The sequence below is a fragment of the Oleiphilus sp. HI0043 genome (assembly GCF_001634935.1).
The window spans coordinates 1-16,954 of the sequence record NZ_LWEY01001112.1; the positions used below are offsets into that span (position 1 = coordinate 1).

Sequence of the window (16,954 nt, forward strand, 5' to 3'; positions counted from 1 at the left end):
ATCGACCCTTTGTGATTGGTCGTTATTTAGCATAAAACACTCTCGGGGGAGTACATAAGTGGCACTGGCAATTTTCGACTTAGACAACACATTAATCGCGGGTGATAGCGACCATGCCTGGGGCGAATTTCTCGTCGAAAAGTCTATTGTCGACGCTCAAGTTTACAAAGAGGCCAATGATCAATTTCTTTTGGATTACCAAAATGGTGAACTCGACATCCTCAAATACCTGTCATTCGCGCTTCGCCCACTCGCCGCACATCCGACAGAGCAACTGCTGAAATGGCGAGAAGAGTTTTTTCTGGAGAAAATCAAACCACTTATGCTTGATAAGGCAATCAAGCTTGTTGAAAAACACAGAGCTGCCGGAGATACTCTCCTGATTATTACCGCCACAAACCACTTTGTTACTGAGCCTATTGCTCAGGCTTTTGGCATTGATACACTGATAGCGACCCTTCCCGAGCAAGTCGACGGTCGATATACAGGCAAGGTAAGCGGCACACCCAGCTTTAAAGAAGGGAAAATTACGCGTTTGAACGAGTGGTTAGAGACGAATCACCATACACTCAAAGGTTCTTTTTTCTATAGCGATTCACATAATGACCTGCCTTTATTAAAGCTGGTCAGCACGCCAGTCTCTATCGACCCGGATGACACCTTAAGAGAATATAGTGAACAAAATGGCTGGCCAATACAAACTCTCAGAAGCTAAGAAAAAAGACATGATCAGGGGCTTATTCACCACTTTCTGTTGTTTAGCGCTATTCGGCTGCAGTGAACCCTCAACGCCAGATATCACATCCAGCAAAACAAGCTCAGCAATAAACAAGCAATCGTCAGATATTGGCAACCGTCAAATCGCAACACTCTCCACCTCTTTGATCGACCAAATGGTTAAAGAGAGTAATCGATTACTTACTGAAACCAGCAACGCAGCCGCTAAGCTACAAAGTTCTATCGACAAACTAACGACTCAGCCATCGAAAGAATCTCTACAGGAAGCTCATCAGCAGTGGAGTCTAGCTCACGATACATATATCTCGACTAGACTTCTTAGACAATGGCTAAAAAGCCTGAACATCATACATCCGGTTTTGGATGTGACTCTCAGCTCTCCTGAACTCGTTCATACGAACCACAACCGCATTGATCAGTACCCTTTGATTCCTGGCTATTTAGATAAGGTCCAAGGCTACCCGCTAAGCGGTTTAATTCACTCTGAAATCGAATTGACCAAGGATAGCCTTAATCAGGAGCATTTACTCGGAGATTCTGCCTATGTTGCCTTAGGCTTTCATGCTTTAGAGTTTATGCTTTTTGGCGAGAGTGGAAACCCGAGAATCGTTGCAGACTTTTCAATCGAGAACACTAGCAAAAGTCAGAACCAAAGCGCCAAGCGTAGAGCAAAATACCTCAAACTCCTAAGCAAACTGCTCAAACAAGATATCGAAGCTTTTAGCGTTTCTTGGAACAGGCTCGATGGCTACTATCCAGCAGCACTTGCCACCATTCCTGAAGAAGAACTCAGAGCATCACTTCGTCAAATTGCTGAAGTAGAACTCGAAGCCTGTCGGCAAATTCAAATGCTGATCGGCAAGCAAGCTATGCACGATACCAAGAGTAGTATCGCCGCAAGAATAAGCCTTGCAAATCGCGTCATTGAAACACTAGAAAGCACGAGACAAAACTAAGCCCTGCATCGCACTTTCATTTAATCAAACTACGATGCTGGCAAAACTCTGACGAAAATTGATTTCAGGTATTCTGTTTCCGGAATTACTGGCAGTATTGGGTGATCTGCACCTTGGCCGCCCTGCTCAATTACTTGTAAGCGCTTTTCCAAAGTCTGGCCACTTACCGCAATAGCTTTCATCAAGGCTTCTCGCGAAAGGTGCATAGAACACGACGCAGAAACCAGTAAACCATCTTTTTCTAGCAGGCGCATCGCAAGCTGATTCAAACGTTGATAAGCAATCTCACCCGCTTTCTGGTCCTTACGCTTAGGAATAAATGCTGGTGGATCAGCGATAACAACATCAAATTTCTCACCTTCAAGCTTCAACTGCTTGCACACGTCAAAGACATCACCCTCAATACAACTTACCTTGTCAGACAAGTCATTTAGTGCCGCATTCTTCTCAACGTAATCAAGCGCCATTGAAGAGCTATCTACACAGGTAACCGACTCAGCCCCAAATGCAGCGGCTTGAACTCCCCAACCGCCCACATAGCTATACAAGTCCAGCACGCGCTTACCTTTAACATAGTCTTTTAAGCGCGCCCGATTCATGCGGTGATCATAAAACCAGCCTGTTTTTTGCCCCTTCATAACTGGTGCAAGAAAACGAACACCGTTCTCTTCCAGTTCGGCGTCTTCAAGCTCCTCTCCCATAGCAAGCGAAACATAGGACTCGAGATTCTCGGCAGATCTCATCTTGCCATTATTTTTAAACAAAATCGTTTTCGGTCGACAAACCTTCTCAAGTGCCGAAACGATTTCATCCTTTAAAGACTCCATTCCAGCACTCGAAATCTGAACAACAAATACGTCTTTAAAGCGGTCAATCACCAGGCCAGGCAACATATCACTATCACCATAAACCAAGCGATAAGAATTCCCATCAAAGGCTTGCTCTCTGAGGGACAAAGCGATCTTTAACCTGTGCCTGAGCAAAGACTGGTCCATTGCCTGTGCAGGGTCCCGGCTAATCATTCGACCAGCGATGAGTGATGCAGGAGAAATAAAAGCCCGGCCAATCGCTTTACCCGCCTGGTTGACCACAATAGCTTGTTCGCCTGGCGCAAACTGTTTTAAGGGACTTTGCTTGGTATCAATCTCATTGCTATATATCCAGAGGTGACCCTGTTTTAGTCTCTTGTCAGCCCCTTTATTCAGGCAAAGCGTTTTAGGCTGGTCAGTCATCGTACACCTCTCGATATTTTAGTTAGCTTGAATTGGGCGGCAGTATATCAAGCAAGCCGATTTAGGCCCATTTTTATTCTGCTCATCGTTAGCTTATTTCTCAATTCATCCTACAATTACTAGGTTAATTATCAGTATTTGTAATAAAGCAAGTCACAGGCAGCAGCAAATTATGAGCAACCAACTCACCGAAGCCCAGGTCAAAAAAATTCTTCAAGGCATTCATGTACCTCCACAACCCCAGATTCTTGTGGACTTACAAATGGAACAGATCATGCCGGCCCCGGATATTCAACGAATAGCCAATTTAATCGCGAAGGATGTTGGCTTATCCGGCACCATGCTGAAATTTGTTAATTCACCATTTTATGGTCTGGCAAATAAAATCACCTCCATTGAGCAAGCGGTATCACTACTGGGTATTCATACCGTTATTAATATCTTGAATGGCCTGGCAATCAAAGGTGAAATGTCAGATGAAGCCATCATTGAATTAACCTCTTTTTGGGATACCGCAAACGACATAGCGATGGTCTGCGCAGCGGTTGCCAAAAAAGTCGGCTACCGCACGCCAGACGAAGCTTATGCATTAGGCTTGTTCCATAATGCGGGTATTCCTCTCATGCTTTCACGCTTCGATGATTATATCACCGTCATGGAAAAAACTTATTCCGGCCAGCATGAGCGAGTCATTGACTTAGAGAATGAAAAATTCAACACCAATCACTGTGTCGTCGGTTATTTCACCGCCAAGTCATGGAACCTCCCTGAGCATATCTGCCAAGTTATTGCCGAACACCATAACACCAAGCAAGTGTTTGCAGTTAAAGACGGCAAAAACCAGCAGCAGAAAACCTTGCTGGCAGTTCTTAAACTGGCTGAGCATATTTGCGGAAACTACAAAGTACTTGGCCTACAAGATAGCGACCCGGAATGGGAAGATAGCCAAGATGACATATTAGAATACCTAGGCTTAACTGCTTACGATATCGAAGACCTTAAAGTAGGTTTCATTGAAATGGGTGTCACCGTTTATTGAACAAGAGTCTTTAAAACAAAAAAGGGAGAGTCTCTGACTCTCCCTTTTTTATTCAAGAAAATAAATACTCAGCCTTTGAAGGCTTTTACTTAACCTGCATGCCTTGGTATACGCTATCAAGCTGAGGTTTAACTAAATCTTCAGTATCTTCACCATTGCTTTCCTTGATCGCCAAGTTCAAATTCCATAGCTGATCAAACTTCTCAACGGCAACAGCCTTATTGGCCGCTTTATCACGTAAAATCGTTGGTTTTAGGAATACCACCAAGTTCTGCTTATTTACAACCTTCTGAGTACTTCTAAATAAAGCACCTAACCAGGGAATATCACCCAGCAATGGAACCTTGCTTTCTTGGTAAGTTTCGTCATCACGAATTAGGCCGCCCAGAACAATAGTCTCGCCATCATCAGCCAGAACATTCGTCTTAATCTGACGTTTCGAGGTAATAATATCGGCTCCAGCCGTTGACGGAGAAACGCCTGATATTTCCTGTTCAATTTCCAAACGAACTAAATTGCCATCACTGATACTTGGCGTCACAATCAACTTAACACCGACATCCTGACGCTCAATCGTAGTAAACGGGTCCGACGTTCCAGCACCGGAAGAAGTAGACTGACCTGTGATAATTGGAACATTCTCACCAACAATGATAGATGACTCCTGATTATCCATGGTTATCACTTTAGGTGTAGAAAGAACATTTGCGCTAGCATCACCTTCAAGCGCCTGGATCAGGCCACCCCAGCTTACACCACTTTCACTTGTTCGCCCAAAACCTGCGGTAATACCATCACTCGCACCAATACCTGAGACGTTAAGATCACCATCATCACTGCTATCTTGCGCGATCAACGCTGACAATACATTCGCCGTCGCAATTCCCGCATCAGAGAAGTTTGTAAATACACCTGGAACCGATGCACCCTGATCATACAAGGCCCACTGAATACCAAGTTTGTCATTCAGGTCATCTTTAATTTCAACTATCGCAGCCTCGATCAGTACCTGAGCTCGGCGAACATCAAGTTGCTCAATGACACCATCGAGCTCCTGAATCACTGAAGGTTCTGCTCTAATAACCAGCGCATTCAAACCTTCATCAGCATAAACACTCGCTTCTGAAGATTGGCTTTTACCCTTACCCTTAGCACCCTCACTACTAATATCGCCCATTAGCCCCTTTAACAACTCAGCTAACTCTCCAGCATCCGCATGTTTAAGTCGGACTACCTTGGTTTTACCACCCGTGGATGAAGGTTGATCCAGTTTGGCTATCAACTCTCGCATTTTCTCCCGGAATGCCTCATCGCCTCGAAGGATAAGCCGATTGCTGCGCTGATCTGCAACAACACTAAATTTATTGCCGCCACTTTTTCCTTTAGCTTTACTCAGCTCGCTAGGTGCTAACTCTTCTAAGAGCTTTACCATATCACCAACCCATGCTTCTTTAAGCTGAACAACTTCAAGTTCATATTTAGAAGGGCTATCCAGCTCATCAATAATCTTACTAATTCGTTTTATGTTCGCCAGGTGATCACTAATAATCAAAGCATTGGCAGCTGCGACACCCGCAAGGTGTCCATATTTTGCCACCATCGGTCTAAGAATCGGAACCAACTCTAAAGCACGAGCATTGTTAACCTGAATTACCCGCGTAACGATTTGCTCTGATGGTACCTTTTTCAAAAAACGATCGTTCTGAGCACTCTGCTTGGCATCATTTTGTCTGACAATCTTGATCACTTCCTGGCCAGGTATCGCTGCAAAGCCATGCACCCCCAAGACGGATAAAAACATTTCGTAAACAGCAGATTTATTCATTGAAGCATTAGAAATAACCGTGACCTTACCCTTAACTCGAGGGTCAATAACAAAGCTATAACCTGTTATATCGGCAACCTGACTAACAAATGCTCTGACATCCGCATCCTTCAGATTTACCTTCCAGGTTTGCTCCTCACCGAAGGCACTCCCGCTAAATACCAGCGCGGCACAAACAACCAAGTGCACCAACCTGAGACGGACCATACTGAACATGTTCTTTCCTAATGTAGACTTCATAACAATCACTTTACACTTAAGTCATTTGCATTACTGGGCTTGAGCCCGCAATTTTTTTATCTCAAAGGGTAGTTAATATAAAAGCTGGCGCCATCTCGCATCACTTCTACTTCCAAACTACCTTGCTCATAGAGACTTTTCATTAACTCTTTATCGCGCTGAATATCACCAAGGTTATGACCATTCACCGAGCGTATCACATCACCCTTGTTAAGATTTAGCCCCGACAACATTGGGTTTCCACCTTGGTAAACATACCCCTCTGAAGAAGCTTTCAGCCCAACTGAGCCCAATGCAGCGACAGGATCTTCCTGTAAGCGCTCTGCAGCCTCATCCATAAATTGCTGAGGCGTTTCTACTGATTCCACCCTTGCTCTTCTTTTCGGCTGGGCTTTAACCGGCGTTACCTTAGAAAAACTGCTACTGCCTTTGATGCTCTTCTTTTCTTCAAAAGCCAAAGTTTCTAGCCTTCCGTTACGCCTCAAGAGAATACGATCACTATATACCTCTTCCAAAGTGGCCCTGCCTGGTAGGGCATCACCTATGCCATAGTAATCCGCCTTCTTGCCAATCTCTTCTACTATAGCACCCGATGCGCCAGCCTGCTCTGACATAAAAACACCTTTTAATGCTAACCTTAAGCTGGTCTTAGGCGCTTCTTTTGGTTTATCCTGCTTTTTAACTACCTGTTTTCCTACTTGTCCGAATAAATGATAGTCAGCTAACCTGGCATCTCGCCCCTGGCTTTTCTTAGCTGTAACAACTTTATTCTGAGGCAACACTAAAGCGCGCTCATCCGAAGAAGCCAGTGAATACCAAAACACTCCAGCCCCCAGATAAGCGACATAAACAAGCAAAGTCACAGCCAACAGTGACTGAATCCTAGCAATTGTTCCTGACCCTAGCGTTATCAAATTATTCACCAGCCTAATAAATTTTCTTTTTCACTTTAAACACGACATCTTCTTCTTTGGAGTTTTGGGGCCAATGCTCATCAGCCAAATCCAATAAGCGTCTTTTCACTTTAACTAGCGCTTCACCCTCTGGGCTCACCGTCGCTTCAATGACATCAAACGATCCGCCACTATCACGAACACCTGCTTTTATTTCCCCAGTTTCGCTAGTTTCTATCACCCCCCTAAAAGGAGGAAAGCTACGTTGATGTATAGCGCGTTGAGCAGGATAGGCAATATCGCCACCAGACCACGAGATCATACCTGCAGCTGATCGCAGCATATTATCTTCAGCTAGCAGCTGTATATCCTTTAACAATAGCTGACCATCCAGGGTGACTCGTTGCGCCCTCAGCGCTGGGCTTAGCATAGATAAGTCTAGGTCACCACGAGAAACCGTCACAGCGATGTCAGACATGCCCACCGTAATCACAGCCTCCAATTCGCCCGCTTGGCTATCAATATCAAGCTTAACGGGAAGTGATAAGGCATATAGTTCAGATAATTTCACATTCCAATCAACTATTGAGGCAATGCCTTTATACTGAACCAAAGCACGACCATCCCAGATAGTCCCCTCAATGCCTTTTACCGAAACACCAACAGAGCGAAGAGAATTAGTTACAGAAGGATCAGCCTCTACAACTCCCTCCCAAATCACACGCGCTGGAGCCTTAGCCAGCACAAAAACGCTAAAGGCCAATAAGAAAACAAGAAGATACAGAATTGTTTTTTTCAACACGCGTAAAGACCAAGTCCTATTATCTGACCCACTTCAGTACAAGAGATACTGAAAACTACCGAGAACCTATCATGCTTATATACCTAAGCCGCCCGGTAGGGAGCCTACTGCTCTAAAAAGCGACCAATTACAGACTATTTAATATGATAAATCTACCTTTATTAACGGTTTTTCATACCTTTGCAGGGTTTTCTTGAGACATGCCTCAAGTACTTAGCCCCAAACGCAAGAAACCCGGCAAAAGCCGGGTTTCTTAATCACAAAGCGTGAAAGGCTGGATTACATCATTCCACCCATGCCACCCATATCAGGCATAGCTGGTGCTGCTGCACCCTCTTCTACGATATCGGTAACCATGCATTCAGTAGTGATCATCAAACCAGCAACAGAACCTGCTGATTGAAGCGCTGTACGCGTCACCTTAGCCGGATCAAGAATACCCATTTCCAACATATCGCCATATTCACCCGATGCAGCATTGTAACCAAAGCTACCTTCGCCCTGCTTAACCTTATCAGTCACGACAGAACCTTCGCCACCGGCATTCTCAACGATTTGACGCATAGGTGCTTCCATTGCGCGACGTAGCAAGTTAATACCAACGTTTTGATCTTCGTTATCACCTTGAAGATCTTCAATCGCTTGTAGAGCACGAATCAATGATACGCCGCCACCTGCAACAACACCTTCTTCAACGGCTGCACGAGTAGAGTGAAGCGCATCTTCGACACGAGCCTTCTTCTCTTTCATCTCGACTTCAGAACCAGCACCTACTTTGATTACCGCAACACCGCCAGCTAATTTAGCTACACGCTCTTGAAGCTTCTCACGATCATAGTCTGAACTGCTTTCTTCGATTTGCTTACGAATCTGGTTAACACGCCCTTCGATTTCTGCAGCTTGACCTGCACCATCGATAATCGTCGTATTTTCTTTACTGATGTTAACGCTCTTCGCTGTACCCAAGTTATCAATTGTTGCGGTTTCTAGAGACAAACCAACTTCTTCAGAAATAACCGTACCACCCGTTAGAGTAGCGATATCCTGTAGCATTTCCTTACGACGATCGCCAAAGCCAGGTGCCTTAACCGCTGCCACCTTAACAATGCCACGCATGTTGTTTACAACTAGAGTCGCTAGCGCTTCGCCTTCGATATCTTCAGCAATGATCAATAATGGCTTGCTTGCTTTAGCAACACTTTCCAGTACAGGAAGTAGCTCACGAATGTTAGAAACCTTCTTATCAACCAATAATATAAATGGGCTCTCAAGCTCTGCACTCATATTGTCCTGATTGTTGATAAAGTAAGGTGATAAGTAACCACGATCGAACTGCATACCTTCAACAACGGCTAGCTCATCTTCGAAGCCACTACCTTCTTCAACAGTGATAACACCTTCTTTACCTACTTTTTCCATCGCTTCAGCAATGATGCTACCAACAGAGCTATCGCTGTTTGCTGAGATTGTGCCTACTTGAGCAATCGCTTTAGTATCTTCACATGGACGAGCAAAGCCTTTAACCGCTTGAACTGCAACTTGCACACCTTTGTCGATGCCACGTTTCAGGTCCATTGGGTTCATACCCGCAGCAACAGCCTTCAAACCTTCGTTAACGATAGACTGAGCCAAAACTGTTGCAGTCGTTGTTCCATCACCCGCAGCATCATTAGTTTGTGATGCAACTTCTTTTACCATCTGCGCACCCATGTTTTCGAACTTGTCTTTAAGCTCGATTTCTTTCGCAACAGACACACCATCTTTAGTCACCGTCGGTGCACCAAAAGATTTGTCTAATACAACGTTACGACCTTTAGGGCCCAAAGTTACCTTTACTGCATCTGCTAGAATGTTTACACCGGCCAACATGCCTTGACGAGCCGAATCACCAAATTTAACGTCTTTAGCGCTCATATACTTTTCCTACTTAAACTGTTTGCCTATTTAGTTAGGCACTTTTAAAATAATTCTCTGAACCGGCTAACCGGTACTAAGCTTCTATCACGCCGTAAAGGTCGCTTTCACTCATAATCAATAGCTCTTCACCATCGATCTTAACGGTATTACCAGCATATTGACCAAACACTACAATATCGCCTTCTTTTACAGCCAAAGCTTTAACATCACCGTTATCCAGAATTTTTCCAGTACCCACAGCTATTACTTCACCCTGAGAAGGTTTTTCAGTCGCACTACCAGGCAATACAATACCACCCGCACTTGTGGTCTCTTCTTCTTTGCGGCGTACAACAACACGGTCGTGTAATGGACGGATTTTCATCTTCTTGATTCTCCTAACAGGTTTTCAATCCGAAAATAAAATCACTCTCAAACAAAGAGCGCTTTATTTTATTTAATAAAAACAATAAGTTGCATTTTAAACTTACAATTTTCATTGATAAGTGACTCTATAAATGGGGATGATAGAAAGCTTTTCAAGCACTTATTTTTCTTTTTCTTGTTTTATCTCTTGAAACTCACCTTCGGCGATCTCTTCAGGCGGAACGGTACGTTGGGGAAATTCCTGGGCAGAGAAAGGGTCCTTAACCGGCTGCTCCTCCGCCTGAGACGACTGTCTATAAGTTGTCTGGGAATAAAAGCCGCTTTGTGAGGAATTCTGTACCAGATTTTTCGCAATCATCTTGGCAAACGAAGCTCTAAAGCCCGGCGTCAATAAAATAAAGCCAATCGTATCGGTCACAAACCCAGGGGTAAGCAACAATGCTCCCGCGATTGCCAACATCATCCCTTCACCAATTTCAGAGACTGGCATCTGGCCACTTTGCATCTTCTGATTAGCTCTGATAAAGGTACTCAGCCCCTGTTTTTTAAGCAGCGTCACACCTATGACTGCCGTCAATAACACCAGCAACACTGTATAAAAGACACCAATAAATGAGCCCACCTCAATTAATACCAACATCTCAATGATAGGAACAATCAAGAACAGTAAAAATAAAATTTGCATACTTACTCCAAGTCGAGATTTATTAGTACCCGACTGCATTAATCCTTTTTCTTATCCTAACAAGCCATTAAGATAGATTCTCATTTAAGGGTTAGGGGTGATCCCTCGATACCCAACACGCCCCAATCTGGTATTAATATAGGCAGAACATGAAATTACAAGATGCAGTTATTGCAATTACAGGCGGCGCTCAAGGCTTAGGAAGAGAAATGGCTTTAGGCCTTGCTGAAAAAGGAGCTAATCTCGCTCTGATCGACATGAATGCAGAACGTCTTGATGAAACCGCTAATGAGTGCGAAGCACTGGGCGTCACAGCTAAAACCTATGTTTGCAACGTTGCCCAAGAGGCTGACGTAGAGAACACCTTTAATACGATTGAGCGCGATTTTGGAAAGCTGAATGGCCTCGTTAATAATGCCGGCATTCTACGAGACGGTTTATTGCTAAAAGCTAAAGATGGCAAAGTTAGCCAAACCATGAGCCTGCAGCAATGGCAAAGCGTGATCGACGTTAACCTTAGTGGTGTATTCCTGTGTGGCCGTGAAGCTGCCCGCCTGATGGTTAACACCAATTCAGAGGGTTGTATTATTAATATTTCCAGTATCGCCAGAGAAGGCAATATTGGACAAAGTAATTACAGCGCGGCTAAAGCTGGCGTGGTTGCATTAAGCGTCACTTGGGCCAAGGAACTCGCGCGCTATAATATTCGCTCTATGGCGATCGCTCCCGGTTTTATGGAAACGGAAATGACAGCCAGTATGAAACCTGAGGCTCAAGACCATATGAAGAAAGTTATCCCTTTAGGTCGCCCCGGCCAACCTAGCCATATTCAACAAAGTGTGGTGCACATTTTTGAAAATAATTACCTTACAGGCCGGGTCATCGATGTCGATGGTGGACTAAGAATCTAACTCCCAATGGCAACAAACGAAAGTGAATGCAAGCAGGCTATACTGGCCTGCTTGGCGAGCATCCCCAGCGGGCAAGTCTGTTCTTACGGGAAAATAGCATCCCTGGCAGGGCACCCAGGCAAAGCACGTTACGTCGCCTACATATTAAAACAACTACCTAAAGACAGCCGCATTCCTTGGCACCGAATAATTAATGCTCAAGGAAAGTGCTCCTTCCCGATAGGCTCCGATAAGTTTCTGGAACAAACTTCACTGTTGGAAACAGAAGGCGTGCCTATGCCACTGAGCTCTACTTCTATGTGCCAATATCTCTGGCTTGGCTAAAAGACAATTCAAGTAACATTAAAATTTCACAGCGAAACACAGAAATATAGTCTAAATTTAAGTAGATTCACTTGAAATAGTCATGTGCCGGGTACTTAATGAGAACTCGACTCCTGCTTTCCTAGGTTAAAAAGCATTTTCAGCACGCACTCTAAAGTGAAGTAGAGATAACCTTGTAACATAGAAAATTAATGACTCTACGTTCATTAAGTAACATGCAGTACAAACGAAAGCTATGAAGTACCATAAACTCATTCTAGAGCAGATCGAAAAGCACCTATCAGAAGTGCCGGATGACCCTCGCATTACTGCATTTTTGAATGCCGTACATAATAGTTATGTCGAAGCTGATGAACAAAGAACAACCCTCGAGCGCTCCGTTCAACTGTCAGCAAAGGAACTCATTACACGCAATAAAGAACTAGAGCGCCAAGTTACAGAACTTAAGATAACCCAGAGTGCGCTTAAAGAATCTCATTCACTATTGCATGCAAGTTTAGAGTCGAGCCATGAAGCTCTATTAGTGCTCGATCTGGAAGGTAGAGTCAGACTCTACAACCCAAATTTCTGTGAGATGTTCCGTATCGACCCTGAAGAAAAGAACATCAACCATATAGCAGACTTTCTAAAAGAAACAGAAACCCTCATCAGCGAGCCAAACTCACTGACAGCCGAGTTTAAATTCAGCCTCGAGACTCCCAAAGAGCAGCGTCTGTGTGAAATAAAAACACTAAAGGGTCGAACTATTGAGGCATATTCCAACCCCCAGACGAAAAACAACTCTGGCGAGATTATTGGCCTGGCTTGGAGCTTTAGGGATATCAGCGAACTAAAACTCAAAGAAGAGGAAGCCCGTCACCGAGCTTATCATGACTTGCTTACTGGCCTACCTAACCGCAGGCTTCTATCAAACAGGCTCGATACCGCCCTGACTTCGGCAAGTCAAAACAAAGACCAGACGATTGTCCTGTTTATCGACCTTGATGGATTTAAAGATGTAAATGACTCTCTGGGACACGGTGTTGGCGATGCACTACTCAAGGCCATAACTCTGCGCCTTGAAGCCGAGCTGCCCCCTCACACACTACTATCTAGACATGGTGGTGACGAATTCATTGCAGTGATGGAAAAACAAGATGGCACAGATAATGCCAAACAATTTGCACAAGCAATTGTTGACTCTTTTGGCACACCATTTCATTTAGGCAATGAAGATATTTACATGAGCGCGAGTATCGGCATTGCCGCCGCCCCCGATCACGGCAATGACTCCGACAAATTAATTAGTAATGCTGACATTGCCATGTATCAAGCCAAAAAACGTGGCAAAAATACATATGTGATATATCAAGCAAGTGAGAACGACCAGCCAGCGCATCGCTTAAAAATACGCAGTCAGTTAAATGTTGCGCTAGAGCAAGAGCAGTTTGAGTTATTCTTCCAACCCAAAATTGATCTCGACACTGGCTCCATCAAAGGCGCTGAAGCACTGATCCGTTGGAAGCAAGAAGATGGAAAATATCGCAACCCCTTTGAGTTCATCCCAATTGCTGAAGAAAATGGCCAAATTATTCCTATCAGCCAATGGGTAATTCATCAATGCTGCAAACACCTAAAAGAGTGGCAGACCTATCTTGACTCCGACTTCATATTGGCACTCAACATTTCTGCACGTCACTTCCATAGAGGCTTGCTTCAAGAAGACCTAGCACGCTCACTGGGCACATTTGGAATTGACCCTTCAACACTTGAGCTTGAAGTGACTGAGACCGCAATTATGGACGATTTGGACCTGGCAGTTCAGACGCTCCACGAAATAAAAAGCATGGGTATCAGAACCGCAATAGATGACTTTGGTACAGGCCACTCATCTTTGAGTTATCTGAGAAAGTTACCAATTGAAATCCTCAAAATTGATAAGAGTTTTATTGATGAAATTCTCGTATCACAGGAAGATCGAACCTTAGTTCGAGGCATCATTGAGATGGTTCATGCACTGGGAATACAAGTCGTCGCAGAAGGCGTCGAGAACCATCACATGGCTTCGCTCCTTCAAGATATGCATTGCGACCTTGTTCAAGGTTATCATTATTGCCCGCCAATATCGGAAACAGACTTCATTGAACTTATCAAAAACAGACAATGCTATATTTAACGTTAGCCTACTGTCTATGAACGAGAGCCGCTAAGCATCCTTAAACGCAGAATAACGTTGAATCCAATATATTAAGGCAATAACGGGGACACCCATCAAACTCGCAAGTAAAAAGAAGTTTGAGTAGCCCAAATTATCAACCATACTCCCCGAATACCCTCCGATTACTTTTGGCAAAAGCGTCATCAGCGAACTAAATATTGCATATTGAACAGCGGTAAAAGACACATTGGTCAGGCTTGAAAGGAAGGCTATAAATGCCGCACTGGCCAATCCTGCCGTTAGGTTATCGGCCGAGATCACAAAATACAGCAACTCAATATTATGACCCGACTCTGCCAGCAGCATAAACAAGAGATTAGTTGCGACGGTTAAAAAAGCACCGGTATAAAGCATTTTGATCACACCATAACGAGCAGATAACACGCCTCCTAAAAATCCCCCTGCGATCGTCATAAATAGGCCAAAGGTTTTTACAACCGTCGCGATCTCTGTTTTGCTAAAGCCCATATCCTGAAAGAAAACATTCGCGATTACCCCTAAGACAATATCTGAAATACGATAGAAGCCGACAAATATCAACAATAAGACCGCTAGCTTTAGACCGTAGCGGCTAAAAAACTCTTCAACGGGAGCAATATAAGATTGATGTATGAGTGTCTTTTCGTAAAAGGGGGTATTGGCCATCGAACGAATAAACAGTGCGACAGTTAAAAGCCCTGTAAGCAGGCGTAAACATTCAACTAGCAAGTTCCCTAAAGCAGAGTTCTTAAACAACTCAGCCAAGAAGATTTTCAATTCTGCAGCCAGTTCAGAGCCTAGAATATACACCGATACAAACAGTGCAATACTGGCGACAAATAACAGCAAAAACCTCAGATATTGAGCAGAAGTAAAAGCACTATTTGTATCATTACTTGTGCTCGGCTCTCTCACCATGCAGGTCGTAGCAAGCCCGACTAACATGGTCAAAGACATCAGCAAGTAGGTAGATCTCCAAGCATCATAGACATATTCCTCACCAGATGAGCCAAAAGAGCTGGCCAGTAACAAAGCCCCTGCTCCCGAGACCAGCATGCCAATACGATAGCCCGCAATATAGGTGGAAGACATCAATGCCTGCAGGTCGGTGCCAACAGACTCGATTCGATAGGCGTCGATTACAATATCTTGCGTCGCCGATGAGAACCCCAGCATCACAACCGCAAAAGCCATAACGCTCAAAGCACTTTCTTGAGCCGGGTTAACGGCAGCTATCATTGCGATAGAAGACATAACAGCTAGCTGGGAAATCAATAACCATGCTCTTCGACGCCCCATTCTGGCTGTTAGCAAAGGCACAGGAAGGCGATCAACAAGTGGCGCCCATAAGAATTTGAAAGAATAGGCTAAAGCCGCCCAGCTAAAATAAGTAACCGTCGAGCGTTCGACCCCTGCTTCACGCAACCATAAAGACAGCGAAGAAAATATTAACAGTAAGGGAATTCCTGCCGAAAACCCGAAGAACAGCATCGACAGAACCCGAGGGTGCTTTAGAGAGCTTAAAGACTGGCGCCAGCCTAAGTGTGCTTGAGACATATTTTTATATTTTCATCGCGAATTGAAGATAAAAGCACCCTAAAGGAAGCAACAGCCGATTCAGCGTTCTAAGCTTAATCTCTAAAATTATTGAATTGCAGCGGAATATCAAGATCCGATTCTTTGAAGAAGCGCATCACTTCTTGCAAGTCATCTCGTTTTTTACCCGTAACACGAACTTTATCACCTTGAATTGCCACCTGAACTTTAAGCTTGGCTTCTTTCACCATCTTAACCATTTTTCGTGCAACATCTTTATCAATTCCCTGTTTGATATCAAAACTTCTTTTAACTAACTTGCCCGCTTTACTGTCACCCGCCTCAGTCAGAGAACGAACATCAAGCTTTCGTTTAGCAAATGCCATCTGCAGCATTTCGATAAGCTGTTCAAGCTGAAAGTCCTGCTCGGCTGAAAAAGTGACTCGTGTCCCTTCGACAACAATATCGGCCTGAACATTTTTAAAGTCCCAACGGTTACCTAGTTCACGTTTTGCTTGATCAATTGCATTTGTGACCTCATGCATGTCAAGTTCTGAGACCGTATCAAAAGATGGCATGGTATACTCCCGCGTATCATTAACAATAAATTTTCCCCATTATAGCGGGTAGTGACTTGAGTAGTTACTTGAAAAATCAGTTTCAAGAGAATCTCTTGTAAATGACTTTCGCACAAAGCTAAAAACACGTCTAAACTGGGGAAACAATAATAAAGCTGAGTAACTTTTTCTCGCAGTAGAATTTTGTAGCAACTAAGCACGCTGACCATAAGCGCTTAGCGCTACACGCGATAGCCGAAATAGTAAACGGATTTGTATATCGTATTGAAGAATCAGAGACTCGGATAAGGACCTGGACTCATGCCCAATCTCGATCTTTCCATTCTAGTAGTGGATGACACAAAATTCAGCAGCACAATCATAGCCAAAACGCTTGGCAAAGCAGGCTATAGAGACGTCCGCATCGCCAACGATGCCAACACAGCCCTAGCGATGCTAGACAAGCGCCAAGCTAGTGTACTCATTGCAGATTGGTTAATGCCAGAAATTGATGGCTTAGAGTTAACAGCTCAAGTCCGGCAGTTAGATGAGCAAAACAACCACTTTACTTATGTAATACTCTTGACAGCGAAAGAAGGTAGCAGCGCTCTAAATGAAGCCTTCGACAAAGGTATCGACGACTTCATCTTCAAGTCAGAAATGTCTAAGCAACTTCTTCCTCGCGTGTATGCCGCAGACAGAATGTCAGAGCGACAGAATACTTTACTGTCTGCAAATCATTTGCTCATTGAAAACA

Annotated in this window: 16 protein-coding genes; 7 read left to right on the plus strand and 9 right to left on the minus strand. The window is 44.1% G+C overall.

The annotated features are described in order from the left end of the window. Positions 1 to 58: 58 nt before the first annotated feature. Together A3729_RS12285 and A3729_RS12290 are read left to right on the plus strand one after the other, a co-directional pair. Entirely contained in the window at positions 59 to 715 is a 657-nt protein-coding gene (locus tag A3729_RS12285; RefSeq protein ID WP_068509045.1) for an HAD family phosphatase, read from the plus strand. Then, positions 684 to 1,694 (plus strand): imelysin family protein, encoded by a 1,011-nt coding sequence (locus A3729_RS12290; protein WP_068509043.1) that lies wholly within the window; start codon positions 684 to 686, stop codon positions 1,692 to 1,694. Before A3729_RS12285 ends, A3729_RS12290 begins: the two co-directional genes overlap by 32 nt. 29 nt (positions 1,695 to 1,723) lie before the next feature. On the opposite strand, the gene A3729_RS12295 is transcribed toward A3729_RS12290, so the two are convergent. After that, positions 1,724 to 2,926 (minus strand): class I SAM-dependent rRNA methyltransferase, encoded by a 1,203-nt coding sequence (locus tag A3729_RS12295; protein WP_068509041.1) that lies wholly within the window; start codon positions 2,924 to 2,926, stop codon positions 1,724 to 1,726. Between the two features lie 172 nt (positions 2,927 to 3,098). Between A3729_RS12295 and A3729_RS12300 the strand changes: the two genes are divergently transcribed. Beyond that, a complete protein-coding gene (locus A3729_RS12300; protein ID WP_068509039.1) occupies positions 3,099 to 3,965 on the plus strand; it encodes an HDOD domain-containing protein in 867 nt (288 codons plus the stop codon). Between the two features lie 85 nt (positions 3,966 to 4,050). Here A3729_RS12300 and gspD read toward each other — a convergent pair whose 3' ends face one another. From gspD to A3729_RS12330, 6 genes are all read right to left on the minus strand, one after another. After that, positions 4,051 to 6,030: a type II secretion system secretin GspD gene (gene gspD, locus A3729_RS12305; RefSeq protein ID WP_231872239.1), complete on the minus strand. Its 1,980-nt coding sequence runs from the start codon at positions 6,028 to 6,030 to the stop codon at positions 4,051 to 4,053. 56 nt (positions 6,031 to 6,086) lie between these two features. Continuing rightward, the gene (locus A3729_RS12310) at positions 6,087 to 6,944 is read right to left on the minus strand and encodes a type II secretion system protein N (RefSeq protein WP_197469962.1); all 858 of its coding nucleotides are present in this window, start codon (positions 6,942 to 6,944) and stop codon (positions 6,087 to 6,089) included. 13 nt (positions 6,945 to 6,957) lie between these two features. Beyond that, positions 6,958 to 7,725, minus strand: coding sequence for a type II secretion system protein N (gene gspN / locus A3729_RS12315; RefSeq protein WP_068509035.1), 768 nt, complete (start codon positions 7,723 to 7,725; stop codon positions 6,958 to 6,960). A gap of 279 nt (positions 7,726 to 8,004) precedes the next feature. Next, positions 8,005 to 9,639: a chaperonin GroEL gene (groL, locus tag A3729_RS12320; protein ID WP_068633921.1), complete on the minus strand. Its 1,635-nt coding sequence runs from the start codon at positions 9,637 to 9,639 to the stop codon at positions 8,005 to 8,007. A gap of 76 nt (positions 9,640 to 9,715) precedes the next feature. Continuing rightward, positions 9,716 to 10,006, minus strand: coding sequence for a co-chaperone GroES (locus A3729_RS12325; protein ID WP_068509031.1), 291 nt, complete (start codon positions 10,004 to 10,006; stop codon positions 9,716 to 9,718). Positions 10,007 to 10,168: 162 nt separating this feature from the next. Continuing rightward, positions 10,169 to 10,693 (minus strand): FxsA family protein, encoded by a 525-nt coding sequence (locus tag A3729_RS12330; RefSeq protein WP_068509064.1) that lies wholly within the window; start codon positions 10,691 to 10,693, stop codon positions 10,169 to 10,171. 149 nt (positions 10,694 to 10,842) lie between these two features. Between A3729_RS12330 and A3729_RS12335 the strand changes: the two genes are divergently transcribed. From A3729_RS12335 to A3729_RS12345, 3 genes are all read left to right on the plus strand, one after another. Then, positions 10,843 to 11,604: an SDR family oxidoreductase gene (locus tag A3729_RS12335; protein ID WP_068509029.1), complete on the plus strand. Its 762-nt coding sequence runs from the start codon at positions 10,843 to 10,845 to the stop codon at positions 11,602 to 11,604. Positions 11,605 to 11,610: 6 nt separating this feature from the next. Continuing rightward, entirely contained in the window at positions 11,611 to 11,928 is a 318-nt protein-coding gene (locus tag A3729_RS12340) for an MGMT family protein (RefSeq protein WP_068509027.1), read from the plus strand. 235 nt (positions 11,929 to 12,163) lie between these two features. Then, positions 12,164 to 14,083 (plus strand): EAL domain-containing protein, encoded by a 1,920-nt coding sequence (locus A3729_RS12345; protein ID WP_068553714.1) that lies wholly within the window; start codon positions 12,164 to 12,166, stop codon positions 14,081 to 14,083. Positions 14,084 to 14,113: 30 nt separating this feature from the next. On the opposite strand, the gene A3729_RS12350 is transcribed toward A3729_RS12345, so the two are convergent. Further along, positions 14,114 to 15,661 (minus strand): MFS transporter, encoded by a 1,548-nt coding sequence (locus A3729_RS12350; RefSeq protein WP_068516461.1) that lies wholly within the window; start codon positions 15,659 to 15,661, stop codon positions 14,114 to 14,116. A 74-nt stretch (positions 15,662 to 15,735) separates the two neighbouring features. After that, positions 15,736 to 16,218 (minus strand): YajQ family cyclic di-GMP-binding protein, encoded by a 483-nt coding sequence (locus A3729_RS12355; protein WP_068516464.1) that lies wholly within the window; start codon positions 16,216 to 16,218, stop codon positions 15,736 to 15,738. 300 nt (positions 16,219 to 16,518) lie between these two features. On the opposite strand from A3729_RS12355, the gene A3729_RS12360 reads away from it, so the two are divergent. After that, a partial coding sequence (locus A3729_RS12360) for a PleD family two-component system response regulator (protein ID WP_156497922.1) occupies positions 16,519 to 16,954 on the plus strand: 436 nt, incomplete at its 3' end.